Source organism: Clostridium sp. TJA038, assembly GCF_058310255.1.
Genome location: NZ_JBZEFA010000001.1, coordinates 734,818 through 761,351, shown reverse-complemented (window position 1 = coordinate 761,351; position 26,534 = coordinate 734,818). Strand labels below are relative to the sequence as shown.

General features: G+C 26.6%; 28 protein-coding genes. 8 read left to right on the top strand and 20 right to left on the bottom strand.

Annotated elements, in window-relative coordinates:
- Positions 1–80 precede the first annotated feature (80 nt).
- Genes AC4FQV_RS03640 through AC4FQV_RS03630 form a run of 3 tightly spaced genes read right to left on the bottom strand, consistent with a single transcriptional unit; the run spans position 81 to position 3,341 of the window.
- Positions 81–1,106: a rhomboid family intramembrane serine protease gene (locus tag AC4FQV_RS03640; protein ID WP_491138773.1), complete on the bottom strand. Its 1,026-nt coding sequence runs from the start codon at positions 1,104–1,106 to the stop codon at positions 81–83.
- Positions 1,107–1,122: 16 nt separating this feature from the next.
- Complete coding sequence (pepF, locus tag AC4FQV_RS03635; protein ID WP_491164491.1) at positions 1,123–2,922, bottom strand: oligoendopeptidase F; 1,800 nt, start codon at positions 2,920–2,922, stop codon at positions 1,123–1,125.
- Positions 2,923–2,942: 20 nt separating this feature from the next.
- Positions 2,943–3,341, bottom strand: a complete 399-nt coding sequence (locus AC4FQV_RS03630) for a DUF6762 family protein (RefSeq protein ID WP_491138776.1) — start codon at positions 3,339–3,341, stop codon at positions 2,943–2,945.
- 158 nt (positions 3,342–3,499) lie between these two features.
- Between AC4FQV_RS03630 and AC4FQV_RS03625 the strand changes: the two genes are divergently transcribed.
- From AC4FQV_RS03625 to AC4FQV_RS03615, 3 genes are all read left to right on the top strand, one after another.
- Positions 3,500–3,835, top strand: coding sequence for a hypothetical protein (locus tag AC4FQV_RS03625; protein WP_491138778.1), 336 nt, complete (start codon positions 3,500–3,502; stop codon positions 3,833–3,835).
- Positions 3,836–3,907: 72 nt separating this feature from the next.
- The gene (locus tag AC4FQV_RS03620; protein ID WP_491164489.1) at positions 3,908–4,576 is read left to right on the top strand and encodes a metal ABC transporter ATP-binding protein; all 669 of its coding nucleotides are present in this window, start codon (positions 3,908–3,910) and stop codon (positions 4,574–4,576) included.
- A gap of 14 nt (positions 4,577–4,590) precedes the next feature.
- Complete coding sequence (locus AC4FQV_RS03615) at positions 4,591–5,400, top strand: metal ABC transporter permease (protein ID WP_491138781.1); 810 nt, start codon at positions 4,591–4,593, stop codon at positions 5,398–5,400.
- Positions 5,401–5,467: 67 nt separating this feature from the next.
- Here the strand turns inward: AC4FQV_RS03615 and AC4FQV_RS03610 are convergent, their stop codons facing one another.
- The 7 genes from AC4FQV_RS03610 to AC4FQV_RS03580 all read right to left on the bottom strand — a co-directional run bounded on the left by AC4FQV_RS03610 (position 5,468) and on the right by AC4FQV_RS03580 (position 12,798).
- Positions 5,468–6,856, bottom strand: a complete 1,389-nt coding sequence (locus AC4FQV_RS03610; RefSeq protein ID WP_491164486.1) for an MATE family efflux transporter — start codon at positions 6,854–6,856, stop codon at positions 5,468–5,470.
- Between the two features lie 78 nt (positions 6,857–6,934).
- On the bottom strand, positions 6,935–9,355 hold the full coding sequence (locus AC4FQV_RS03605; RefSeq protein WP_491164484.1) for an FN3 associated domain-containing protein: 2,421 nt from the start codon (positions 9,353–9,355) through the stop codon (positions 6,935–6,937).
- Between the two features lie 176 nt (positions 9,356–9,531).
- Positions 9,532–9,942: a Fur family transcriptional regulator gene (locus AC4FQV_RS03600; RefSeq protein ID WP_491138785.1), complete on the bottom strand. Its 411-nt coding sequence runs from the start codon at positions 9,940–9,942 to the stop codon at positions 9,532–9,534.
- A 151-nt stretch (positions 9,943–10,093) separates the two neighbouring features.
- Positions 10,094–10,921 carry a PTS system mannose/fructose/sorbose family transporter subunit IID gene (locus AC4FQV_RS03595; RefSeq protein ID WP_491139518.1) on the bottom strand — a complete coding sequence of 276 codons (828 nt, stop codon included), beginning with the start codon at positions 10,919–10,921 and terminating at the stop codon, positions 10,094–10,096.
- A complete protein-coding gene (locus AC4FQV_RS03590) occupies positions 10,921–11,727 on the bottom strand; it encodes a PTS mannose/fructose/sorbose/N-acetylgalactosamine transporter subunit IIC (protein WP_491164480.1) in 807 nt (268 codons plus the stop codon). The genes AC4FQV_RS03595 and AC4FQV_RS03590 overlap by 1 nt, the downstream gene beginning before the upstream one ends.
- 44 nt (positions 11,728–11,771) lie before the next feature.
- Positions 11,772–12,269: a PTS sugar transporter subunit IIB gene (locus tag AC4FQV_RS03585; protein ID WP_491138788.1), complete on the bottom strand. Its 498-nt coding sequence runs from the start codon at positions 12,267–12,269 to the stop codon at positions 11,772–11,774.
- A 109-nt stretch (positions 12,270–12,378) separates the two neighbouring features.
- Positions 12,379–12,798, bottom strand: coding sequence for a PTS sugar transporter subunit IIA (locus tag AC4FQV_RS03580; RefSeq protein ID WP_491164477.1), 420 nt, complete (start codon positions 12,796–12,798; stop codon positions 12,379–12,381).
- Between the two features lie 400 nt (positions 12,799–13,198).
- Between AC4FQV_RS03580 and AC4FQV_RS03575 the strand changes: the two genes are divergently transcribed.
- Complete coding sequence (locus tag AC4FQV_RS03575) at positions 13,199–14,401, top strand: 6-phosphofructokinase (RefSeq protein WP_491138790.1); 1,203 nt, start codon at positions 13,199–13,201, stop codon at positions 14,399–14,401.
- A 62-nt stretch (positions 14,402–14,463) separates the two neighbouring features.
- On the opposite strand, the gene AC4FQV_RS03570 is transcribed toward AC4FQV_RS03575, so the two are convergent.
- On the bottom strand, positions 14,464–14,829 hold the full coding sequence (locus AC4FQV_RS03570; protein ID WP_491138791.1) for a C-GCAxxG-C-C family (seleno)protein: 366 nt from the start codon (positions 14,827–14,829) through the stop codon (positions 14,464–14,466).
- Positions 14,830–14,962: 133 nt separating this feature from the next.
- Positions 14,963–16,249 carry an aminotransferase class V-fold PLP-dependent enzyme gene (locus AC4FQV_RS03565; RefSeq protein ID WP_491164474.1) on the bottom strand — a complete coding sequence of 429 codons (1,287 nt, stop codon included), beginning with the start codon at positions 16,247–16,249 and terminating at the stop codon, positions 14,963–14,965.
- Positions 16,250–16,411: 162 nt separating this feature from the next.
- Between AC4FQV_RS03565 and AC4FQV_RS03560 the strand changes: the two genes are divergently transcribed.
- Entirely contained in the window at positions 16,412–18,343 is a 1,932-nt protein-coding gene (locus tag AC4FQV_RS03560; protein ID WP_491164472.1) for an ABC-F family ATP-binding cassette domain-containing protein, read from the top strand.
- Between the two features lie 53 nt (positions 18,344–18,396).
- Here AC4FQV_RS03560 and AC4FQV_RS03555 read toward each other — a convergent pair whose 3' ends face one another.
- The 3 genes from AC4FQV_RS03555 to AC4FQV_RS03545 form a co-directional block, all read right to left on the bottom strand.
- Positions 18,397–18,861: a dUTP diphosphatase gene (locus tag AC4FQV_RS03555; RefSeq protein ID WP_491138796.1), complete on the bottom strand. Its 465-nt coding sequence runs from the start codon at positions 18,859–18,861 to the stop codon at positions 18,397–18,399.
- 120 nt (positions 18,862–18,981) lie between these two features.
- The gene (locus AC4FQV_RS03550; RefSeq protein WP_491138798.1) at positions 18,982–19,542 is read right to left on the bottom strand and encodes a hypothetical protein; all 561 of its coding nucleotides are present in this window, start codon (positions 19,540–19,542) and stop codon (positions 18,982–18,984) included.
- 79 nt (positions 19,543–19,621) lie between these two features.
- The gene (locus AC4FQV_RS03545; protein ID WP_491138800.1) at positions 19,622–20,176 is read right to left on the bottom strand and encodes a DUF1836 domain-containing protein; all 555 of its coding nucleotides are present in this window, start codon (positions 20,174–20,176) and stop codon (positions 19,622–19,624) included.
- Positions 20,177–20,409: 233 nt separating this feature from the next.
- Here AC4FQV_RS03545 and trhA point away from each other — a divergent pair, with 233 nt between their 5' ends.
- Positions 20,410–21,057 carry a PAQR family membrane homeostasis protein TrhA gene (gene trhA, locus AC4FQV_RS03540; protein WP_491138801.1) on the top strand — a complete coding sequence of 216 codons (648 nt, stop codon included), beginning with the start codon at positions 20,410–20,412 and terminating at the stop codon, positions 21,055–21,057.
- Positions 21,058–21,096: 39 nt separating this feature from the next.
- On the opposite strand, the gene AC4FQV_RS03535 is transcribed toward trhA, so the two are convergent.
- Together AC4FQV_RS03535 and AC4FQV_RS03530 are read right to left on the bottom strand one after the other, a co-directional pair.
- Positions 21,097–21,981, bottom strand: a complete 885-nt coding sequence (locus tag AC4FQV_RS03535) for a LysR family transcriptional regulator (protein WP_491138803.1) — start codon at positions 21,979–21,981, stop codon at positions 21,097–21,099.
- Positions 21,982–21,992: 11 nt separating this feature from the next.
- Positions 21,993–22,277 (bottom strand): hypothetical protein, encoded by a 285-nt coding sequence (locus AC4FQV_RS03530; protein ID WP_491138804.1) that lies wholly within the window; start codon positions 22,275–22,277, stop codon positions 21,993–21,995.
- Between the two features lie 191 nt (positions 22,278–22,468).
- Between AC4FQV_RS03530 and AC4FQV_RS03525 the strand changes: the two genes are divergently transcribed.
- The gene (locus AC4FQV_RS03525; protein ID WP_491138806.1) at positions 22,469–23,173 is read left to right on the top strand and encodes a polysaccharide deacetylase family protein; all 705 of its coding nucleotides are present in this window, start codon (positions 22,469–22,471) and stop codon (positions 23,171–23,173) included.
- 20 nt (positions 23,174–23,193) lie between these two features.
- Here AC4FQV_RS03525 and AC4FQV_RS03520 read toward each other — a convergent pair whose 3' ends face one another.
- Together AC4FQV_RS03520 and AC4FQV_RS03515 are read right to left on the bottom strand one after the other, a co-directional pair.
- Complete coding sequence (locus AC4FQV_RS03520; RefSeq protein ID WP_491164470.1) at positions 23,194–23,724, bottom strand: hypothetical protein; 531 nt, start codon at positions 23,722–23,724, stop codon at positions 23,194–23,196.
- Between the two features lie 82 nt (positions 23,725–23,806).
- Positions 23,807–24,442 carry a hypothetical protein gene (locus AC4FQV_RS03515; RefSeq protein ID WP_491138809.1) on the bottom strand — a complete coding sequence of 212 codons (636 nt, stop codon included), beginning with the start codon at positions 24,440–24,442 and terminating at the stop codon, positions 23,807–23,809.
- Between the two features lie 219 nt (positions 24,443–24,661).
- Here AC4FQV_RS03515 and AC4FQV_RS03510 point away from each other — a divergent pair, with 219 nt between their 5' ends.
- The gene (locus tag AC4FQV_RS03510; protein WP_491138810.1) at positions 24,662–26,317 is read left to right on the top strand and encodes a SulP family inorganic anion transporter; all 1,656 of its coding nucleotides are present in this window, start codon (positions 24,662–24,664) and stop codon (positions 26,315–26,317) included.
- Between the two features lie 36 nt (positions 26,318–26,353).
- Here AC4FQV_RS03510 and AC4FQV_RS03505 read toward each other — a convergent pair whose 3' ends face one another.
- Entirely contained in the window at positions 26,354–26,500 is a 147-nt protein-coding gene (locus tag AC4FQV_RS03505) for a hypothetical protein (RefSeq protein WP_491138811.1), read from the bottom strand.
- Between the last annotated feature and the right edge of the window lie 34 nt (positions 26,501–26,534).

Below are 26,534 nucleotides of genomic sequence, written 5' to 3'. Positions count from 1 at the left end.
GTGTATTTTTAAAATTAAATCTTTTAAAATTATTCTAAAAAAAGACTTTTCTTATGTAATAATAAGAAAAGTCTTTTATATTATTTCTTTATTATCTTATAGTTATTGAAAAAAATAGCTAAAATAGCTCCTGCTATAAAACCTCCAAAGTGTGCAGAAATATCTATATTAGGTAGAGAAAGACCTATAAATATATTAAGAAGAATAATAACTATTATATTAGTTATTAAACTCTTTCCAATTTTATCCTTTTCACTATAAGCAAAAACTAAACTAGCCCCTAAAAGTCCAAATATAGCCCCTGATGCTCCAACTCCCATAAGTGGTGAGAAATAAAGACTAAATAAACTAGCAACTATACCAGAAACAAAATATATAACTAAATATTTCTTTGCTCCATAAATTTTTTCTATAAAATCTCCTAATATATATAAAGCATACATATTAAATACAAGATGTACAATTCCATCATGTAAAAACATTGAGGTTATAAGCCTATAATATTCTCCATTAAATATTATGGCATTATTATGCTTTGCTCCCATCCAATATAAAATCTGTGGATTCATCTCTATAAGATTTCTAAAAAATCCTGCTCCAAGAGCAGTTGCTATTATAAGACAAATTAAAAAGGCTAAAATATTTAAACTTATTAATATAGCTGTAACCTTTCCACATTTTAATCTTTTATACCAAGGAAGCTTTACTTCCTCTTTCTTCTTTAATAAAAAATCAAGTATTTTAACTAAAGGCTCAGAGCTTCTATCACTTTTTATAATTTCTTTTTTTTCAGCATCAACAATTACTCTATGGCAATTTTCTTCTATAGCAAAGTCTTCTTCCTCCTTTTCATTTTTAACATAGTTTTTGTATATAACTATATTATGAAGAGAATAAGGCTTATCTAAAGTTTCTAAATACTCTTTTGCTATTTCTAAATTTTCTTCTTCTTCATAAGACTTAGATATTATAACTGCATATTTACCATCATCTTTAACAGTTTTTAAGGCTATCCATAACTCCTTACCTTTTCCCTTTAAATCTTCAACATAAAAGCCATAATTATTTATAAGTAAGTTAAAATAATCTTGCTCAAATTTACTCATTGCCTCTCCTCATTTTCTAAATAATTTCTTCTAACATATCTAAAAGCTCATTAAATCTATTAAATGTATCTTGAAGAGGTTTTTCTGTAGTCATGTCTACTCCTGCTACTTTTAAGGTATCTATAGGATACATTGAACCTCCAGCCTTTAAGAATTCTTTATATCTTTTAACAGCCTCCTCTCCCTTTGTAAGAATTTCTTTTGCAAAGGAAGAAGCCGCTGCATATCCTGTAGCATATTGATATACATAAAAATCAGAATAAAAATGAGGTATTCTAGCCCATTCTATAGCTATTTCTTCGTCTACATTCATTGACTTACCGAAATATTTTATATTTAAGTTTTTCCACATGTTGCATAAAACTTCTGATGTTATTGACTCCCCACTTTCAACAATTTCATGAGTTTTTAGTTCAAATTCTGCAAACATAAGTTGTCTAAAGACAGTTGTTCTTATTTGTTCTAACTCTTGATTTATTAAATATAACTTTTTATTTTTATCTTTTTCCTTTTCTATTAAATAGTGTATAAGTAAAATTTCATTTGTTGTTGAAGCAACCTCTGCACAAAAAAGACTATAATCTCCATATATATAAGGTTGTGTCTTTCTAGTATAATAAGAATGTATAGAATGACCCATTTCATGAGCTAAAGTTGAGGCATCATTTAGTTCATAATTATAATTTAATAGTACATAAGGCATAGTGTCATAAGAACCCCATGAATAAGCACCACTTCTTTTTCCCTTATTCTCATAAACATCTACCCAGCCTTCATTTATTCCTTCATTAAATATATTTAAATATTCTTCTCCTAAAGGCCTTAAACCTTCTCTAACTAAATTTATAGCATCATTATACTCTAAAACTTCCTTATTATTATCTATAACAGGAACATATAAATCATACATATGAATTTCCTCTAAATTAAGAAGCTTTTTCTTAATTTCCACATATCTATGAAGTGAATCTAAATTATTTTCTACTGCTTTTAAAGCATTATAATATACATCACTTTGAATATTATTAGGCTCTAAGGAAGCCTCTAAAGAGTTTTTATATTTTCTTATTTTACTATTAAAAACAAAATTTTTAATAGAACTTGATAAACTTGTTGCTAAGGTATTTTCGTATTTTTTATAAGTTGAAAATAAAAGATTAAATGCCTCTTTTCTTACTCTTCTATTTTTACTTTTTATAAAAGAACTATAATTTCCTTCACTTAAAGTAACTAACTTTTCATCTTCATCTAAAATTTCTCCAAAGGTCATATCTGAATTTGTAAGCATTGAGTATATACTCTCAGGGGCTCCTAGACAATCTGAAACTGAAGCTAAAATCCCTTCTGCCTCCTTTGATAATACATGCGGTTTTTCCTTTAATATCATTTCAAAATAAATTTTATACTTTTTTAAATCCTTATCTTCTTTTATAAATTCTTCTATCACTCCATCTTTTAAACTTAAAATTTCAGGAACAAAATATGCAGTATAACTTAAAAATTCTGCTGAATAAAAATCTATTTTATTTACTAAATCTTGCATTTTAGCATTAGTTGTATCTTCATGACTTCTCATATGAGCATAAACATATAACTTTTCAAATTTTCTACTTAATTTTTCATTTAATAAAAGAAAGGCTTTTAATTCATCTTTATTATCTAATTTTCCTTCAAAATCCTTTAAAGCTTTAGCTTCTTTTTTTAATTTATCTAAATCTTCATTCCACTTATTTTCATCTTTATATATTTTATCAATTCGCCACTTATAACAATCTAATATTTCATCTCTTGTTTTTAACTCTTTAACCTCACTCATCTTAATTCTCCCTTCAAATATTATTTGTAATCTTCTTCCTTACCTTCTATATCTAAAAAAACCTTTTTCATTTGATTATTTATAATTGAGCAAAGTTCATTTAAGACTGCTCTCATTTCTTCATGTTCTTCTTCAAAATTAAATTTAACTCTCCAAGTTGGATTATATTCTTCATCAACCTCTTCTATACTATAACCTAAAGAAGTAAATTTTTCACTTTCAAATAAATCATATATAGCTGAAAACTCCCATTCTAACACATCTTTATCTGTATCAAAAAAAAGACTTACCTCACCATCTACACAATATAACTTCTTAACAAAATTACTTCCTTCTAAAATATAATAACTACCAAGTTCCCCTTTTATAATTCCATTTTCTTTATCCTTTTCCATTATGACTAATGAAGAAAAATCCATATTATATCATCCTTTCCTCTATATCTATATATACTAATTATAAATTTTATATTTATATTTGCAAGTATATATTATATATATAAATAAGCTTTATAACTTTTATTGATATGTAAAATTATGGTAAAATATTACTATAAATATTTAAAGGAGGTTTTTTAATGAATAAATTTTTTATAAGAAGATTTATTTTTTTAATTTCTCTTATCTTTCTTATTATTTTTCCTTCCTTATTTATAGCTAATAAGTTTTATGTTAATCAAAAATGTAAAGATTTATACTTTGCTACAGAATATTTATCAACAAAGGGAGATATAGAAAATAGTTTCTTAACAATAAAAAATTTTGACTTAAAATTTTTAGACAAAGATATTGCTATTTTAAATATACAGGGTCTTACTTATGAAAAGCCCCATAAATCTACCAATGCCTTAGCATACTTTAAAAAGAATAAAAATAATATATGGTCCTTAGAAAAAATAGAAAGGTTAACTTAAAATGCAAATTATTTGCACTTACTTTAAAATCCATGTATAATTTATTTAGAATTAAATTAGGAGTGATAAAACTTGATAAAAATAAACAATCTTTCCTTCTCCTATAATGGTAAAAAGCCTTATCAATTAGACCATATAAACTTAAATTTACCAGAGAAGGAATTTATATCTATAGTAGGGGAAAATGGAAGTTCTAAAACTACTCTTTTAAAACTTTTATTAGGATATTTAAAACCTATTGAAGGAAATATAGAAATAAACTTAAAAAGTGTTGGCTATGTTCCTCAAAAGGTTGATAATTTCAATTCTCAATTTTCAATTACAGTTTATGAAGTCTTAAAAATACATTTAAAAACCTTAAAGATAAAGGATAAAAGCGAAATAGATAAAGCTCTTTTAGCTGTTAATATGTTAGAATTTAAGGATAAGCTAATAGGTTCTCTCTCAGGAGGACAACAGCAAAGAGTTTTTATTGCTAGAGCTTTAATAGGCCATCCTAAAATTTTAATTTTAGATGAACCCTCCACAGGAATAGATGAAAAGACTCAAAAAGATATATATGAACTTATATATAAATTAAATAAAGAAAAAGCTATGACAATTATATGTGTTGAACACAATATACAAAAATCTCTAAGATATTCTTCATATATTTTAGAGCTTAAATCTTCTAAGGCTAAATTATATAAAGCCTCAGATTACTTTAAAAAAATCAATAAAACAAATACGGAATTTATATAGAAAGGTCTTTTAAAATGTCTATTATACAAAATATTTTTCAATTTGAATTTATGAGAAATGCTTTTATGGCAGGGTTTATAATATCTCTTTTATGTCCTTGTATAGGACTTTTCTTAGTGCTAAAAAGATATTCAATGATAGGAGATACCTTATCACATTCTTCCTTTGCTGGAGTTGCTATAGGATTAGTTTTTGGTATAAATCCTCTTTTAAGTGCATTTATATTTACAACTATATGTGCTTTGCTTATTGAACTTTTAAGAAATTATTACAAAAAATATGCAGAACTATCAATGTCTATTATACTTACCTTTAGCTTAGGTTTAGCACTTATATTAATTAGTAGTGGTAAATCTAGTACAACAGTTAATTCCTTTTTATTTGGAAGTATATTAACAGTTTCAAAAAGTGATTTAATAATAATAGGATTAGTTTCTATTCTTTGCTTTATAGGTATATTTTTATTATATAACAAATTAATATACACAACCTTTGATGAAGAAGGTGCTAAAATTGCTGGAATTAATACAAAACTTATAAATTATATTTTTACTATTATAGTAGGAGCTACTATATCAGTTTCTATTAGGGTTATGGGAATACTTGTTATTTCTTCTATAATTGTAATTCCTGCAGCAACTGCAATGCAATTTAAGAAGGGATTTACTAAATCCTTAATCATATCTATGATAGTTGGTGTTATAGATGTTTTAAGTGGTTTACTTTTATCTTCTTTATTTGACTTAGCCCCTGGTGGAACTATAGCTTTAACCTCAGTAGTAGTTCTTATTTTATCCTTAATATTAAATAGAAAAAAATCATAATAAAAAGTACAAATAAATTTAATGAAATACCTTTAAAATTTTCATTAATTTATTTGTACTTTTAATATTATAAGCTTATAGTCTTATCTTTTCCTTCTTCATTATACTTAAATAATTTATCTTTTTTATATAAATATCTATATATTCCATATATAACAATACCTTTTAAAGCTCCTGTTATACTTATAGCCCACCAAATTCCTTCTAAACCTAAAAATTCTGGTTTACACATTATATAAGCCATTGGAATTCTAGCACCAGTTAATAAAACACTAACTATAGAAGGTATATAAGTTCTTCCTAGACCATTAAAAGCACCTGTTGTAGTTATTTCTATACAAACTAGTATTTGACAATATCCAAGAATTTTTAAATAAACAATTCCTTCTTCAATAGCCTTAGCTTCTGGTATAAATACACTAAATACTTCTTCTCCAAAGAAAATTAAAATAAAAGAAGCAAAAATCCCTACACAAATAGCTATTATCATTGTTATATTAAAACCTTCAGATATTCTTTTAAATTTCTTAGCTCCATAATTTTGCCCAACAAAGGTCCCTAAAGCTGTGGCTATTCCTCCTGAGGTCATCCATGCAATTGCTTCTATTTGAGAACCTACCTTTTGAACCGCTATAGGAATAGGACCAAAAACTGCAACTATTTTTCCTATAAACATTGAGAAAACAGTAAATAATCCACTTTGAAAGGCAGCAGGTAAACCAATATGAAATAAAATCTTTACATAATTTATATTTATTTTAGTAAATATATTAACCTTTAAATACTTAGCTTTACTTTTTATCATTATATATAAAAATGTAATAGTAACTATAACTTGAGCTAAAACTGTGGCTAGAGCAGCACCTAAAACTCCAAGCTTAGGAAATAATCCTACTCCAAATATTAATAAAGGGTCAAATACTATATTAAAAATCAATCCTATAGTATTTGCTATAAAAGGAGTTTTACTATCTCCAGAACCTGTGAAAACTGCTGTAAAAACTGGATTTAAAAAACTAAATATCATTCCTATTGAAATAGTTATTAAGTATATTCTAGCCATTTTTATAACTTCAAGATTTCCTAAATCAAAAAATCCTATTAATTGATTATTAAATAAAAGCAAAATTAGTGAGTATAAAAGAGCTAAGATAATATTTATTTGAAAAGCACTTTTTATATATTCCTTTGTTCCTTCAATATCTTGTCTTCCTAAACTTTGTGCAACCTTTATTTCAGCCCCAACCTTTGAAATCATAACAAAAGCCATACCAAGCCACGGAAAAAATCCAGCAGTTCCAACAGCAGCTACTGCATTACTTCCTACTCTACCAACCCAAATCATATCTGCCATATTATAAGCCATCTGTATAAAGGAGGTTGCCATAATAGGTATGGAAAGTTTTATAAGATTACTTGTTATTTTCCCCTTAGTTAAATCAATTCTTTTGTCCATTTTGCCCCCTTATTTTTTTAAAATTATCATTAAAAATTATAATCTATATAATTATTAAGCTAAATATTTAAAATTATTTTATATAACAGTTACTTGATCTGCAAAAATAAATGTTGGTCCCTCTCCTGGCATTATACTCCATGAAGGACAAAGTTCCTCATTTTTAGCATAAATCTTTATATATCTTGTTTTTAAATTCCTCTTTGCACATATATCTTTTTTCCCAACCTCTTCTCTTTTTTCATTTAAGTCTTTTTCTATTCTTTCTAAAAGAGAAAAGTTCACTCCATCTAAAGAAGAATAAAACTCAACAAACTTAGGATAATATATCCATGCTCTTGTATCTTGTAAAAAACCAATCATTACTTCTTTTATTAATTTTTCTTCTCCTAGGTCAACTATAACAACTACATCCTCTGTATATCCTAACCAATTTCCATCTGTATAATGTAAGGTTCCTTTTTTTCCATCTATTAAATCATAAACTCCGTTTCTGTTATACATATAATGTTCTGTAGGATTAGTTAAACCTCTTATATCTTTTATAGGCAAGGTTACATATATTCTGCTTTCTATGGTATCACTTTCCTTATACCCTTCTCTAAAAACCTTAGCTTTTAAAAAAGTTTTATCCTCTACAACTAAAGGAGTTTGATATAAAGGAGAATCTATCTTTGGCTCACTTCCATCTAAAGTGTATCTAATTTCCCCAAAATCATCTTTTTTCTCTAAAATAATTTCCTTAGAAAAAGGTTTACTAAGTAAAAGTGTATCTATATTAGCTTTTGGCCTAAAAGCCCTTAGCTTAATTTTATTCTCTCTCTTAACACCTTTATATTTAGGAATATAGAGGTCTACCTTTTCTTTATTTTTAAAATAATAAGAAGTAAAAAAGCTTTCTTTTAAAACCTTTTCACAAAGTGTATTTAAATTTAATATTATTTTATTATTCTCTGGAATTATTAATACCTTTCCATCTTCATAAATAAAAATTCCTTCCTTTAAAGAAACATTAAATTCAAAACCTTTATGTTCACAGAATAACATCTTTTTACTTAACTTCTTTAAAACTGGTAAAATATTTATACATAATAAATATTTATCTTCATTTTTTAAATTAAAAACAATATTTATAGAATCTTCTTTAAGAAGAATATTTATTTCCTCTTTATCATTTAATTTTAAAATTCCCTTACAAATCTCATCACTTATCTTTTTAAAATCAAAATCCTTAGCCTCTACCTTCTCATAATCTCCTAATTTTTTATATCTTAAAAAGCTTATATTAGGTCTTTCACTTATATATTTTTTCCAATAATGAGGAGTCATCAAAGGAAGAGTATCAAAAATACTTTCATTCTCCTTTAAAAAATCATTAAAATATCTTGACATATAATTTTCATTAAATAAATGTATATCCCTAATACTTAATATATTATTTTCATATAAAAAACTACATCTATAAAATCTACTATTATACCAAAGAGTTTTCATATTGTAAGTATTCCAATCTTTTTTAGCTAAAGCTGTTGTTACTGGAGTTAATCTATATTTTTTCTTAAACCAAGTTGCACTTTCTTCTAAGGTTTCAATTCTTATTTTCCCTTCTTTTTCTAATTTAGATATATGTTCTATTTGAACTTCATACCCTTTATACATTGTATTCCATAAAAAAGTATTTTCCTGTCCAACTTGAGCGTAAGAAAACCCTAAATTATCCTTATTATTTAAACAATCAAAAAACCATTCAATCCATCTTTTGTCTTGTCCAATTATCCAAGCTGGCTCTAAGGTGTGAACCCCTTTTAATTCCTCTCTTAAACCTTCTTCAAAATTATAAATTGGATCTGGCCCTAAAAGTCTAAACAAAGGTAAATCTAGTTGATTTTCAAAACTTTGAGCTGGCATATATTCATTTAAAAGACTTGGGTAATAAGCTTGACTAAAATATCCTCCCCAAAGAGTAAAACCATCTGTTCCAATTTGGTCTCTACAAATAGCTCCTCCAATAACTCCATATTTTTCTTTAAAATATTTTAAACTTCTTATGTCTATAACCCAAGAACCTACAGTCTTTGGATAATAACCAAATATATTTTTAAAATCTTTCATATATGCATCTATTAATTTAAATCTCTCCTCTGGCGTATACCCTAAGGAGTACCCAATATTTACATAATCATTTATTGGAGTTTTTCCCTTCCAAAGAACTCCTGCCTTTTTTGCTAATTCTTCTGTTATTTCAAACCAAGCAGCAATTTCATCATATTCCTCTAAAGAACTTTTTATAAGCTTTATAAACCTTTCATCCATTAATGCATCATGTTTTAAGGCATAAGTTGCAGGAAATCCATACTGTTTTATAAGTTCAATTTCTTTAACTACAGTATTAAAATCATCCTCTACAAATTCACCACTTGGATAAACTGTTTTTCTTATAAAATTATATATATTAACTATAGTAATATTATCCTTTTTTAGCTCTTTAAACTTTATCATATAACCCCTCCTCTTTTTACCATAATTTTAAGTAATCTAATTATTATAAACAATGGAAAAATTTTAGTTTTATAAAATATTTTCTTTAAATTTTCTTTTTTGTGAATTTATACAAGAAAGTGAAAAAGCTTTAAGAAAATGAATTATTTCACTCTCTTAAAGCTTTAAATTCTAATTTATTTATTATTTTCATTTATGCACTCTTTACATATTCCCTTTAAAGTAAGATTATGTTCCTTAACCTTAAATCCAGTTTGATTTCTCAAAAGCTCTTCTATTTGTTGCATAGGACAAGGAACTTCTATTTCTTTATGACATAAATCACATTCTAAAATATGCTTATGCATATTATTACTTTTTAATTTATAATAACTTTTACCATCTCCTAATTCAAACTTATCAACAAGACCTTTTTCTAAAAAAATCTCTAAAGTTCTATAAACAGTAGATAAATTTATCTCCTTACATTTATTATATATGTAATCTGCTGTAAGGCTTCTATCACTTTCTTTTAATAAATCATATATTAATAATCTAGCCTTGGTAACTTTAACACCCTTATCCTTAAATATTTCTTTTACTTCCATAACAATCTCCTAAACAAATACTTAAATCATTAATATAAATTATATCACATAAAAAAATTTGTATAAAATATATTTAATTTTTACTTTTATCCTTTAAAAAGTAAAAAAATGAAGGATATATTAAAATATATACCTTCATTTTTTAATTAAACTAACATATTCCCACTAATCCTAATATTATTCCTAAAAACATAACACCAAACATAACCATGTTTATATTTACTTTTTTACGTAAAAGATAAAAAGCAAGTAAAGTTACACATAATGGAACTATTCCAATAAATAATTGATTTAAATATTCTTGAATCATTATAGGTTTATCACTACCTTCTACTGCAACTTGAAGTATAGTTTTAAACTTAACATTTGATGCAGTCATAGAACCCATCATAATAAGTCCTAATATGCTTGAAGCCTTAGTTAATATTTTCATTCCTCCACTTTCATAAAGCTTTTGAATAAAGTTTGCTCCTACTGAATATCCACTATAAAGAGCATAATAATGTATTAAAAATGCTGGTATATTATATAATAATAAGAAAACAATCGCACCTAGTGGAGAACCTGTACTAGCTAATGAGATACCAATTCCAGCAGCTACAACTCTTAATATTCCCCAAAAAAATGAATCACCTATTCCTGAAAGAGGTCCCATTAAGGAAGCCTTAACCGCAGTTATAGAACCTGAATCAAAATTTTCATCTTCACTATTTTGCTTCTCCATAGCTGAAACAAGACCCATTATAAAATTATTTAAATGCATTGTTGCATTAAACCAAGTGGTATGACGAACTAAAGCCTCTGCTCTATCTTCTTTACTTTTATAAAATCTATTTATTACAGGTAAAAGAGTATATATAACCCCTACAGCATGATACTGAGTTGCCCCAGTACGGCTAGCATTCATAGTCCAAGAACGCCAAAATACTGAACGTAACATTTTTTTATCTTCAATTGATAAGTTTTCATTCATTTTCATCATGCAAAAAATTCCTCCTCTTCATCCTCTTTAGTTATAGGTCCTGAATTTTTAGGCCCTACAAGAACAAGTTTTGAAATTTGTAAATCCCTTTGAGATGTTATAACACATATAACAACTCCTAAAACTGCTACAGCAATAGCAGGTAATTTTAAATATGCTGTAAGAATAAAACCTAATAAATAAAATACAGCTAACTTATTATCCCAAAGTAACTTCATTAACATTGCAAAACCAACAGCTGGTAAAAGTCCTCCTGCTGCACTTAAGCCATTCATTAATCTAGCTGGTATATTTTCTACTAAAGCGTTTACAGGACCACTACCAAGTAAAACTCCTAAGAAAGATATTGCAGAAATTATAAGATAATATAAAGCCCATGTTCCATAATGAAGTGCTACTATTTTCTTTTGATCATTTTCTCTTGCAGCATTATCTAAAGCAGGTGCAAAAACATTCATTAAAACGTTCTTTAAAAACATAACAACAAAAGCTGCTAACATACCTATTGGTATAGCTAAAGTAATTGCTGCCTTTGTTTCAACATTAGAAATAATAGCAAATGTTGTTGCTAGAGTTGTTGCTGTAACTGGCTCTGCAGCTATAACACCACCGATGTTAACATTTCCTAAAAATACTGCCTCTAAAGCAGCTCCCATTAATATACCTGTTTTCATATCTCCCATTAATAAACCAGTTACAAGTCCTACAACTAAAGGACGTTCCATCATACTCTGTCCTGTTAAATAGTTTCCCGCAAAACAGATAAATACACTTAGTGCCGCCATTAAAGCATGCATCAACATATTTTTTACCCCCTAAAATTATTTCCTTTTAAATTTTCCTTAAATTAAAATTGAGATAAAGCCTTCTTTAAATCAAGTTGCGGATTTGAAGGTAATACTTGATTATAAGATTTAACACTATCTATTTCTGCTAACTCCTTAGCGGCTTTTAATTCCTCAGGATTTAACTGAACACTTGAAAACACCATTACCTTATCCTTTGGATTTGATTTATCAAAACGTCCTGCATTAGCAACGTTTACACTTTCTATATCACTAACTTCTTTAGCAATTTTTGTAGCATCTGAAACACTATTTACTATTACAAACATTCTTTTATCTTTTCCACGTGGGTCGTTAAAAACTTTTATTGCATCTTCAACAGAACGTATTAAAAGTTTCATTCCATTTGGAACTGCCATTTTTAAAGTCATTTGCATAACCTCATTTTTTGCTGCTTCATCATTTGCAACTACTAAAAGTGGTGCATTTAATTCCTTTGTCCATACTACTGCTACTTGTCCATGTATTAAACGGTCGTCTACGCGTACTTGTGTTATCATATCTTTTGTCCTCCTAAAATCATCCTTTTTAAACGATTACTTTTTTCTAAAAAAATAATTTAATCGTTTTCTTAAATTGCATTAAAATATTGTTTTTTATTTTTTACTTTTAAAAGAAGTCATCCTCATCATATTTAGATAACTTTGTAGAAACAAGAGTTACTTTAGCTTCATCTATAGCATTTTTTATAGATTCTTCTGTAAGCTCCTCTTCCATTGAAAATAAAATTGATAAAATTATTGCTAAATTAGCATTAGAAATTATAAAAATATTTTCTTTTTTTGAAGATAAAACTTCAGTTACTGCTTTTTGATTAACACTTCCTCCAAATAAGTCAGTAAAAATTATACCTTGTTCATTTTCCCCAATGTCATTTATAAAATTTACTATTTTCGGAGTGTAATCTTCCTTTGTGATATATGCATTTATTATTTCTACATCATCACCCTTATCTGCAAGTATATTTAAGGAACTTTGAATTCCCTCTGCCATTTTTCCATGACTTGCTATTAAGATTTTTTTGTTCATAAAAACTTCACCTCTCGCTTACAATTATAAACATTATGTAAATATAAATCAACCAATTTTTGAATATTTTTCAAAGAATTTTTGAATACATTTTATTTTTATTTAGCATATATTTTATTATTTTTATCAAAAGTTACTCATATTTTTATTAAAATTTCTCAATAATATACTCAAATTACTTCCCTTTAAAATCTCTAAAAAATAACTTTTTCTCCTCTATTTTATAGTAAATACGAATACTAAAATAAAATTTACCATTTAATTTTTCCTAAATTCTAATTTGACAATAAATAATAAATTGGTGTATATTATGAAATAGAGTATCTTATTAAGCTAAATAGTATAGCACATTTACTTGTTTATTAAGAAATGTGCGTAATATAAAGGAGAGATTTTTCAAATGAATTGTATTATAGCTCAATCTGGCGGACCAACCTCAGTAATAAATGCTAGTGTTTATGGTCTAGTTAAAGCAAACAAAAACCTTAAATTATATGATAATGTTTATGGAGGCTTAAATGGAATTGAAGGAATATTAAATAGAAAAATAATAAATCTTTCAGATCTTGATGATGTTCAGTTAGAAAGATTTAAAAATTCACCGGCCTCTGGCTTAGGCTCTTGTCGATATAAATTAAAACCTCTATATGAAAGCGAAGAAGAATATTTAAATCTTTTAGAAATTTTAAATTCTCTTAATATAAAAGCTTTCTTTTATGTAGGTGGAAATGATTCTATGGATACAACAGCTAAGTTAAACGCTTTTGCAAAGGCTAAAAACATAGATATAAAATTCTTTGGAATTCCTAAAACTATAGATAATGATTTAATGCATACAGACCATACCCCTGGCTTTGGAAGTGCTGCAAAATTCATATCTACTGCTGTTTTAGAAACATACTTAGACTCTAAGGTTTATACTAACAATGGAATATTCATAATTGAAACTATGGGAAGAGACACAGGATGGTTAGCTGCCTCTGGTGCTTTAGCCTCTATAAATGGAGAAAAATGTGCAGACTTAGTTTACCTACCAGAGAGAGCATTTTCAGTACAAAGCTTTTTAACAGATGTTTCTAGAATATATAAAGAGAAAAAACATGTTTATATAGTAGCTTCAGAAGGATTAAAAGATGAAAATGGAAAGTTTCTTACTGAAACTGCGCCAAAGAATGATTCCTTTGGACATGCTCAATTAGGTGGAGTTGGCTCCTATCTAAAAAATTTAATAATACAAGCTAGTATAACTAATAGAGTTAAATCTTTAGAACTTAATACTCTACAAAGATGTTCAATGCACTCCTCTTCTAAAATTGATGTAAATGAGGCAGTAATGGTTGGACAAGCTGCTTTAGAGGCCTCTATAAATTCAGAGGGTGGATATATGGTTGCTATAAAAAGAGAATCTTCCTCTCCTTATAAAAGTTCTACCTTTTTAATTGAAGCAGATAAAATAGCTAATAACATAAAATACTTCCCAGAAGAATGGATAAATGAAGAAGGTAATCACATAAAAGAAGAAGCTTTATCTTATCTTAAACCTTTAATTAGCGACTTTGAAGATAAAGATTCACTTCCAATTTATCATAGCTTCGTTTTATAAATATTAATTACCCTAAAATTTTACCCACATAAAAAAGATGCATAAAATTTATGCATCTTTTTTTATTCCTCTCTAAGAACTTCTTTTAAAGCATTATAAGAAAAATCTATTATTTCACTACAACTAACCTTGTTTTTCTTTAAATCTAAACAAATTTCTGAGCCAAACTCATCTCTAACTTTATTTAAAAGCTTTTTAGCATAAAGTCTAGCTTCATTTTTTTCTTCATTGCTTTCTCTTCCCTTTATAAGGCCAATAGCCATAACTGCTCCATTTACAGCACCACATAAACTTCCAACTGCAAGTCCTGTCCCCATTCCACTTCCTAAAGAAATTGGAATGTTATCTCCAAACTCTTCATTATATGTTTTTAAAATAGCCTCAGTACAATTATATCCTTCTTTATGATATTCTGATGGATTTCTCATAATAAATCTCCTCTCTTTAAAATCTTTTATATTTATTATATAATAAATATTAAAAAAATTTTATTATTATTTTTTTAATAAAAATAATAAGCTTCTAAAAAATTAACTTTTAGAAGCTTATTTATATAAAATTTTATAAAGTTAATTTTTTTCCCTTTAATAAGTCTACATAATTTAAAAAATCATAAACTTCTTCCTGAGTATTATATATGCCAAAGCTTACTCTTAACATTCCTGGTCTTTCTTTATTTGTATATGCATACTTTAAAAAGTCATTTTCTTTAATTTTCAACAATCTTCTAACATAAGGATGAGCACAAAAACTTCCATTTCTAATTGATATTCCTCTAAATTTAGCTAATCTTTTTGCCATTTCTTCATGATGTACTCCCTCTACATTAAATACAACTAATCCTATTCTATCCTTTAAATTAGAATCACCATAAATTGTTATTTTATTAATGTCCTTAAGTCCTTTTATTAATAAATATTTAAGTTCTTCTTCCCCTTTAACTATTTTTTCAAAACTTATTCTCTTTATAATTTTAAGAGAAGATAAAAGAGCACAAAGTCCTATTATATTTGGTGTTCCAGCTTCAAATCTTTCAGGAATAGTATCTAAAAAAACTTTATTATCTGATACTAAATCAACAGATCCTCCCCCTCTTAATAAAGGACTCTTATCCTCTATTAATTCTTTTAAAGCAATAACAACTCCAATTCCAAAGGGTGCATATATTTTATGAGATGAAAAAACTAAAAAGTCTATATAATCCTCTTCTTCATTGCCTTCAATATTTATTTCTCTATGTGCTACTAACTGAGCAGCATCTACAATTATTTTAATACCATTTTTATGAGCTAATTTTGCTATTTCATTTATTGGATTTAAATATCCTGTTACATTAGAGGCACCTGTTATTGTTAAGTATTTTATTTTTTCTCCATAAAGTTCTATTAATTCTTCTATTTTTTCCTTTTTTAATCTTCCATACTCATCTACCTCTACATATAAGGTATTGCTATACTCTCTCCAAGGCAAATCATTTGCATGATGCTCCATTCTTGTTGTTATTACATAATTTTCTTTACATCCTAAGGCCTTTCCTAAAAGATTTAATCCTTCAGTTGCATTTTTAACATATAACACAGTATACTTCTCTTTATTTTTAATATTAAAAAAGTCTAATATTTTTCCTCTAGACCTTTCATAAAAATCATTACAAAAATTCTCTTTATAGCCAATTCCTCTTCCAACAGAACTATATAAATTTAACATATGCCCTATAGAACTTAAATTTTCTTTAAAAGAAGGTGTTGTAGCTGCATTATCAAAATTAATAGGAATAACCTTATTTCCATTAAAAAGTTCTATTTCTTTATCTATACCTATAAATAAATCTCTAAATTCATTTTTCATAAAACATCACTCCAATGATATATTTTATTCTTTTAATATACTTTAAGTGATTAAATATTATTATTTATAAGGGTTTATTTAATATTTGATTTGATGAAAAGGCTCATTATTAGTATAATTGTATGTGATTAATACTATAAATTTGATGATAGGAGTTTTAAAATGATTATTTTAAGCTGTAGACACTTAAGTAAAAGTTTTGGTATTGATGAGATTTTAAAAGATGTAACATTTAATATAAATGAAGGTGACAAGGTTGGCTTAATAGGACCAAATGGAGAGGGAAAGTCAACCTTATTTAAAATTCTTACCAAACAATTAGATTATGATAGTGGTGAATTATTTTTAGATAAAAATAAAACCTTAGGATATCTTTCTCAAAACTTATCTTTAGATAGCGAAAATACTATATATGATGAAATGCTATCTGTATTTTCCTCTTTAATAGAACTTGAAGATAAAATAAAAATCTTAGAAGAAAAACTTAATGAGCCTTATGACTCTTCAAATGAAGAATATCATAATAAACTTATAAAAGACTATACTTTATCTCAAGAACTTTATGAAAACAGAGGTGGTTATACCTTTAGAGGAGAAATTTCAAAAGTTCTTAAGGGCTTAGGATTTTTAGAAGAAGATTTTAATAATAAAATTATAACCCTTAGTGGTGGACAAAAAACTAGATTAGCCCTTTGTAAACTTCTTTTAAGAAAACCTGATTTACTACTTTTAGACGAACCTACAAACCATTTAGACTTAGAAGCTATAGAGTGGCTTGAAGAATATTTAAATTCTTATAAAGGAACTGTTTTTGTTATTTCCCATGATAGATTTTTCTTAGATTCTGTAACAAATGTAACCTTTGAACTTATAGGTGGAAAGGTTCATTGCTATAATGCAAGTTATACAAAATTTTTAGAACTTAGAAAAAAGGATATTGAAGCTAGATTAAAAGCTTATAATCTTCAACAAGCTGAAATAAAAAGACAAGAGGAAATTATAGAAAAATTCCGTTCATTTAATAGAGAAAAAAGTGTTCGTGCTGCTGAAAGTAGACAAAAAGCTTTAGATAAAATAGAAAGACTAGAAGCACCAGAAGTTATAAAAGAAGCTTCTAAAATAAGCTTTGAAACCTTAGTTAAAAGTGGAAATGATGTTTTACATATTGAAAACCTAAAAAAAAGTTATGATAGTCTTTTATTTGAACATGTAAACTTAGATTTAAAGCGTGGAGAAAAAGTTGCTTTAATTGGAGAAAATGGCAGAGGAAAAACAACTTTATTTAAAATAATAATGGGAATTATAAAACCTGATTCTGGTTCAGTAACTCTTGGAAAAAATGTATTTACAGGATACTATGATCAAGAACAATCTAATTTAGACCCTGACAAAACCATAATAGATGAAGTTTGGGATGATTTTCCTAATTTAACTACTACTGAAATTAGAAACTATCTTGCTTCCTTTTTGTTTACTGGAGATGATGTTTTTAAAAAAATCTCTCTATTAAGTGGTGGTGAAAAGTGTAAAATAAATCTTTTAAAACTTATGCTTTCTAAAGCTAATCTTCTTCTTTTAGACGAACCTACAAACCATTTAGATATTATGTCTAGAGAGGCCTTAGAAGATGCTATTTTAAGCTATGACGGTACATTAATTGTAATTTCTCATGATAGATATTTTTTAAATAAAGTAATTAATAAAATACTTGAATTAAAAGAAGAAGGAATTAAAACTTACTTAGGAAATTATAATTATTACATGCATAAAAAAGCTAATCCTAATAGATTTGAAGATATTGATGAGGAAATAAATAGTGGAAAAACAAAAACTCAAATAAAGGAAGAAAGAAAGAAAAGAAAAACTGCTGAAAAATCCGCAAGAGCTTTAAGAGCTAAACTTAGGGATGTTGAAAAACTAATTCCTAAAAAAGAAGAAGAACTTGAAAAACTTCAAGGTATGCTTTGTACTGAAGAAGTTTATTCTAATCCTTCTGAAAGTGTACGGGTTAACAAGGAAATAAACTCACTTCAAGAGGAAATAGATACACTTTATGCTACTTGGGAAGAACTTTCAGAAGCTCTTGAAGAATAAATAAAAAGTTAGTAAGAACTTTTCTCTTACTAACTTTTTACTTTTATAATAATTTATTTTTTCCCTGTACTTCCAAAACCACCACGGTCTTCATTTCCAAAGGATTCAACTTCTTCAAACTCTATACTTGGCATAACCTCCATAATTCTAAATTGTCCTATTTTATCACCTTTCTTTATAAGAGTCCCTTCTATATTTTTTCCTTCTTCAACCTTAACATCTTTTCCTTGAAGACAATAAACAGGCATGTGCCATTGGTCATTATCTCCTATGTAAGTATCATCTACAACTCCAACTCCATTAGTTTGTATAATTCCCCAAGTTTTAAAAGTTGAACTTCTAGGGGCTAAATGTCCTTCCCATCCTTTTGGTAATTCTAAAGCAAAACCTAAAGGTATCATAGCTCTCTCTCCAACTCTTACAAATACCTCTTTATTTGCATAAACATCTATCCAGTTCCCTTTTCTTATTTTTTCTAATTTAGTTGCTCCATTAAAATATTTAATTCTAATTATCATATTAAATTCCTTTCTTTTGTCTTTAAAAACAAAATTAAATATAGACTATTATATAATTTTATCTATTAAAATTAAAGCCCACAGAAAATACTGTGAGCTTATAAACAATTTATTATTTAGTTATCTACAGCTTACTCCTTTATGACAATGACAATAGATAGGTGGTCTATTGCAATCTTCTTCTCTTTTTCTTAAACTATTTATAATTACTACCTTAGCATGCTTATTATTTTTGGAAATACAAACTTCATAGCATGGATAGTACTCAGGCTTTTCAAAATAACAAGGGTCTACTGGTTGTTTTATAGCATATAATCCATCATCTAAACATTTAAAAGAAACCTTTCCACAAGAATCTGTATATTTACAATCTACAAGTTCAAAGCCAGTATTACAATCTATTTTGTATAATTCAATTGGCATTCCACTTATTGGCTCTCCATCAGAACATCCTAATAAAGATTGTACTTCAATAGAACCTTTTTTAGGTATTGGCTTTTGTACTGGTCTTTTACAACATTCTCTATCTAAATTGCAATTAAAATCATTATTTACATGATGATGACCTTTATTATGATAATCACAATTATGATAATCATTATATCTTACATCTTCAAATAATTCTTCTAATTCCCTTGTATCTATACCTTTATTTTCAAAATTACATTCTCTACAATTCATAAATTACCCTCCTAGGTTTTATCATATGATTAATATATATTATGACTACTAAATATGAATTGTTACAAGATTACTTATTTTATTTATTGTCTAATATTTTTTCTGCTAACTTTTTGTATATATTAGCCTTATCTATAAGTATTGAGGAAAATAATAATTTTTTCTCATTATCTTTTAAATCTTCAAATTCTTTTTCTAAATTACTAAACTCTAAATCTACTTCTTTTTTAACTTCATCTAAGTTCTTTTCTTGCGATTTCAAATATATATTATATAAGTTTCTAATTTCTTCAGAAGTTATCTCGCCCTTATTATATTCATCAACAATTTCTCCTAAGGCTAATTTTATATCACTAAGGGCTAACACCCCTTTCATATTGTATATAAAACACATAAGTATAATATGCTCTTTACTATATTTTTTATTTTTTATATCCATTAATAATTTACCCTTAGCATAATTATTTATCATTGTTTTAGTTAATATTTTATCATCCTCAAATCTTTTATTATTTCCTAATTTACTTTCAAAAAGTTGAATAACTTGATCCATATATAAATCTATCTCTGGTATATCATCTAAGCTAATTTTGTTATCTAAGTTTAAACTTTCTAATAAATTATTTAAATCCATAAACTCACTTCACTTTCATTTATTTTATCATGTAGTTTTCAAAACTACATTTTGTTCTATATATACTATATTATAAGGAAATCAAAATAAATTCAAGATATTTGGTAATAATATATATATATTTTAAAAATTCTCCATAATTTGAAGGTTGAAATATTCCTATATTTAAATCATAATAATAACATCATAGTAAGTAGTTTTCAAAACTACTTGAAACTTGTCGGAGGTATGTTATGAAAAATACATTTTTTAGAGAACCTATAAACGGTTTTACTCACTTATTTGGAGCTATACTATCTATATTTGCTTTAATTTTATTAACTATTAAGGCCACTTATGTATATGGTATTGGTCTTCCACTTTTATCTGTCATATTATTTGGTTTTTCCTTAGTTCTTTTATATAGTACATCTGCAATATATCACTTAGTTAAAGCTAAGGATTCAACTATAGCTTTTTTAAGACGTTTAGACCATTCTATGATTTTTATACTTATTTGTGGAAGCTATATGCCTTATTGTCTTATTGGTCTTTATGGTAAAGCAAAGATTATTATAACTACTTTAATAATAGTACTTACAATTTTAGGTGTTCTTTTTAAAATGATATGGTTTAACTGTCCTAGAATAATTTCAACTCTTATGTATATAGGTATGGGTTGGATTTCCCTAGGTGCTATTCCCTTTTTTGATAACATACCAACCTTAGCCTTAGTTTGGTTAGCAATAGGAGGAGTTATTTACACCCTTGGTGGAATTATATATGCACTTAAACCAAAGTTTCTTGAATTTAAAAACTTTGGTTTCCATGAAATCTTTCATGTATTTATTTTATTAGGAAGTCTTTGTCATTTTATTTCAATATTCTTTTATCTTCTATAAAAACAGGGTAATACTAATTAATTAGTATTACCCTGTTTTTCATATATTTGAACTTTTTATTTTTTCTATAAAAGTTTCTAAGTTTTTAGAAATAAATTTATCTTTATGATATATTAAGTGAAGTTCTCTACTTATACTTACCCCATCTATTTTTATTTCTTTTACTAAGCCTTTATTAACCCTCTCTGAAATAGCCTTATAAGAAACACAAGCTATACCAAGACCTGTTTCAACAATTCTAACAATTGCCTCTGTATTACCAAGTTCCATGTAAACATTATAATTACACCCCTTATTCACAAGGTAGTTTTCTATAATTTCTCTTGTGCCACTTCCTGACTCTCTCATAATAAACTTTTCATCTTCTAAGTCTGTTAAGCTTATTTTTTCCTTTAAAAATATAGGGTTACTAGGATTTGCTATAAAGGCTAACTCATCTGTGCCTATATTTAATATTTCTAGTTCATCAGATTTTACATGCCCTTCTACTAGAGCAATGTCAACCTTATTTTCCATAATGAGTTCTTCTATTAGTTGAGTATTTTCTATTATTAAAGAGATTTCTATATTTTTATGTAATTCATTAAATTCCTTTATTAACTTTGGAAGTATATATATACCTAATGTTGTACTAGCACCTATTACTATTTTACCCTTTTGTCCTTCTTTATTACTTCTAATTGTATTGTTAGCTTCTTCATAAAGATTTAAAATTCTTCTGCTGTATTCAAAATAAACTTCTCCCTCATGGGTAAGATAAAGCCTTTTTCCTATTCTATCAAAAAGCTTAACATCTAAGTCACTCTCTAATTCTGCTATAGCTTGACTTATTGAAGGTTGACTTATATACATAGATTTTGCAACCTTAGTCATATTTAAGCATTTAGCTGTTTCAAAAAATATTTTTAACTTTCTAAAATTCATTTAATCAATCCTTACTTATCATCTTTTACTTCTTCAAAATCAACATCAATAACTGGTCCATCATCTTGCATGCTAGACTCAGATTTTTTTTCTTCCTTTGTGAAAGTGTAAGTATAAGCATCTCTTTTTACTTGCTTATTTTTTCTAAGATGTTTTCTTATAAACTTAAAGTATATCCATCCTACGAAGCCAAGTACTAAAACAACTAATAAAACATATGGTAATATCCAAATTGCAAAAGCGAATATAAGTATTGTAACAATTATTCCTATTAAAATTCTCAAATACTTTTCCATATATTATCACTCTCTTTATTTTTTTATTCTATTAATTATAACATAAACTTAAGAAAATAAGAACCAATTAAAGCTTAAATTTTATTAGGTAATAGTTATATTTAAAATTTTTTTTGATTATATTTAATTTTTTTTTGAAAATACTAACTAATACACTAGAAATATAAATTAATCCTTATGGAGGTTATAAAATGAAAAAATTTTCTATACTATTAATTTCAATTATATGTATTTTTTCAAATCTATTTTTCAACTTTAATTATGTAAAATCAGCTCCTATAGAAGAAAAAAAGATTTTTTTAACCTTTGATGATGGACCAGCTGGTAAAGTTACAGAGGAAATTTTAAATATTTTAAAAGAAAATAATGTAAAAGCTACCTTCTTTTTAGTTGGAAATTTAATAGATAATAATAAAGATTTAGTTTTAAGAATGAAAAATGAAGGTCATTCTATAGGGCTTCACACTTTTACTCATATAAGAGAAAAAATATATAAAGATGATGAATCTTTCTTAAATGAAAATTTAAAAACTCAAGAAATAATAAAAAGTATAACAAAAGATAAGGTATATATCCTTAGATTTCCCTTTGGCTCTAATAATAGTACTTATAATTTAAAAGAAAGCTTAGTTTCTAAACTCCATTTAAAAGGCTTTAAAATATATGATTGGACTTTAGATAGCAAAGATTCTATAGACCCTAATATAAGTGAACATAATATAATTAAAAACTCTATTAATAACTCTAACAATATAGTTTTATTGATGCATTGTGGTTATTCAAATAAAAATACTCCAAAAGCACTTCCTTATATAATAAAATATTATAAGGAAAAAGGGTATTCCTTTGAAGTTATAAATGAAAACACTAAAGAAATTTACAAATTAAAAAAATAGGAAGGAGATTTCTCTCTTTCCTATTTTGTTCCTAAATTCAAAACTCCCTTAGCTAAAGAACTTCCTATATCTTTTGCAACTGAAGAAATTTCTAAATCCCTTTTTATGTTTAAATTTATTAAAATTGAAGTATTTTCAAAATAAATCAAGTTATAAACCTCTCCCTTTTTAACTCCTTTATTTTTATAATCAATCTTTTCAAAAAAATATCCTATATTTTCTGCAAACTTAAGTCCTCTTCCATCACCTTCCTTAACAAAAGAGGTAACTTCATTATTATTTGAAAAGTTTAAATTTAAATTTATATGCAAAGAAGAATTTAATTTTTTTGCCTCGTCTTTAATTTTTTTTAACCCTTCTCCTCTAAAATAAAAAACTTCATTATAAGGCGTTAAATCTATAAGGTTTATATTATTTTTTTCAGCTTCTTTTTTAAAATAAAAAATAATTTCCTTCCCTAATTCATCTCTTAAATAATCTTTTGTTCCTAGCTGTAAAATATTAAGCTTTCCTAAATCCAAAGTTATAATGGCTTCATTAGCTAAATACATATTATCCTCCTATGTTAAAAACTATACTTTATAATATGTTCTTTAAAGCTAAAATGCCATTACTATAAGAAAAGGTAATTTTCTATCTTTTTAATATAATTTTTTCTCCCCTTTCTCCTAAAACAAAATATAAATCAGGGTTTATTTCATAAATGAAATTCTTTATATATTCATTTCTAAAGTCATGAAAGTTACTAACATCTCCCCCTATAGAATTCCAAATTGCTTCATGCACATCCTTTCTTAGCTTCCAGGATAATTTTTCAGAGGAAGATGCTATTATTTCATTAAGTCTATCACAAGGCATTCCTTCTAATAAATAGTTATTTAATGTCTTATAAAGGTCTAAAATATTATCTTTATCTACTTTTTCAAATACTTCTTTAGCATCCTTTTTTCCTTCTTTCTCATAAAGAGATAAAATATTCTTCTTTAAATTTTTATCTTTCTCTAATATTCTAGTTATATAATAAGCACTTCTCTTTTCAGCAGACTTTATTTTATCTTCTAACCACCCATGAATATTATCTTTATCTATTATTTCTTCTAAGGGCTTATTTGAAGTTTTTTCTCCAAAATTTAAATTACAATAATATATCCATTCTTTTATAGGCATATTACTTTTTTCTGCTAAATCTAAAATTCTTTCCTCCATGCTTTCAAAATGCTTTATTTTATTAAATAATAAAAAATGAATCTTTCCTAAAAATAAACTCATAATTTTTCACCTCTTTGTATAAATTATAAATAAATTATATAATTTATCTTCTTTAAATTCTGTAACATATGTTACCTTCAAGAAATTTTTTGTTAACTTTTTGTAAATAATGAGTTTTTATAAAGTAATAACGTTTCAAATCGTTATACGAAATTGTAAATATATCTTTTAAGTAATATAATAGAAATCGACTGTTTTATAAGGAGTTGATATATTTAAATGTACAAACCAAAGTTAATTTCTCTTTTAGAAGATAAAGAGAACGGATTTACAAAAGAACAAATTTTAAAAGATGTAATAGCAGGGATAATAGTTGCAATCATTGCCTTACCCTTATCTATTGCCTTAGGTATTTCTTCAGGTGTTTCTCCTGAAAAAGGACTAATAACTGCAATTATTGCTGGATTTATAATTTCACTTTTAGGTGGAAGTAGAGTTCAAATTGGTGGCCCAACTGGTGCTTTTGTTGTTATAGTATTTGGAATTATTCAAAAACATGGAATTAATGGATTAATAATCGCTACTTTTATGGCTGGTATTATTCTTGTCTTATTTGGCTTATTAAGATTTGGTAGCCTAATAAAGTACATTCCTTACCCAATAACTGTAGGTTTTACTTCAGGAATAGCTATAACTTTATTCTCAACACAGATTAAAGATTTTTTAGGCTTATCAATTAGTAAAACCCCCTCTGAATTTATACCTAAGTGGGAAACTTACATATCTAATATAGGTACAACTAATCTTTATACCTTAGGCATAGGAGTATTAGCTCTTATTATCTTAATACTGTGGCCTAAGATAAACAAAAAAATTCCTGGTTCTTTAGTTGCACTAATTATTACAACCTTAGTAGTATTTATATTTAAGTTGCCTGTTGCTACTATAGGAAGTCAATTTGGCTCTATAAGTTCAAATATTCCTATTCCAACCATACCTAATTTAAATATTAATACCTTAATTAATTTAATAGGCCCAGCCTTTACCATAGCTCTTTTAGGAGGAATTGAATCTTTATTATCTGCTGTTGTTTCAGATGGTATGATTGGAGATAAACATAACTCAAATGCAGAACTAATAGCTCAAGGAATAGCTAATATGTCCTCCTCATTATTTGGAGGAATACCTGCAACTGGAGCTATTGCTAGAACTGCAGCTAATGTAAAAAATGGTGGAAGAACCCCTGTAGCTGGAATGGTTCATGCAATAACTTTACTGCTTATAATGCTTTTATTTATGCCTCTTGCTAAATTTATTCCCTTAACAACCTTATCTGCAATACTAATAATAGTTTCTTATAATATGAGTGAATGGAGAACCTTTAAAGCTATGCTAAAGGCTCCTAAAAGTGATATAGCTATATTATTAACTACATTTTTCTTAACAGTTTTATTTGACTTAGTAATTGCTATAGGTATAGGCATGGTAGTTTCTATGTGTCTATTTATGAGAAGAGTTGCAACTTCTATAGAAGTTAATGAATTAAATGAAGAAGACTGTTCTTATAAATCTACTATAGATACTGACATGGAAAATTTAAAAGTTGGAGAAAATGTTTTAGTTTATGATATAAGAGGGCATTTATTTTTCGGTGCTGTAGATACTTTTATAAATACAATGAAGGAAATAAATGATGATGCAAAGGTTCTTGTTTTAAGAATGAGACATACTAAAACTTTAGATGTTACAGGATATAAGCAAATTAAAAATATAGCTTTAAGTTGTAAATCTCGTAATATTACCTTAATAATATCTGAATTACAAGAACAACCTAAGAAAGTTATGAGACTTATGGGATTTATTGATAAACTAGGAGAAGATAAATTCCCAAAAACCTTTAATGAAGCCTTAGAAAAAGCTAATTCTTTAGTATAAAAAAAGACACTAGTAAATTTTTACTAGTGTCTTTTTCTATTTATCTAGCTCTATGCTATCAAGTTCTATTACTTCCGTGTCTTTTTTATTTTTTTGACTTTTATCATATAATAGCGATGCAACAAAAGCACTTCCTGCTAAAGCTAATAACGCAAGTTTGCCTTTTTTAATTTTTTTATTCATAAAACCTCACCTCACCACATTTATATTTATGTAG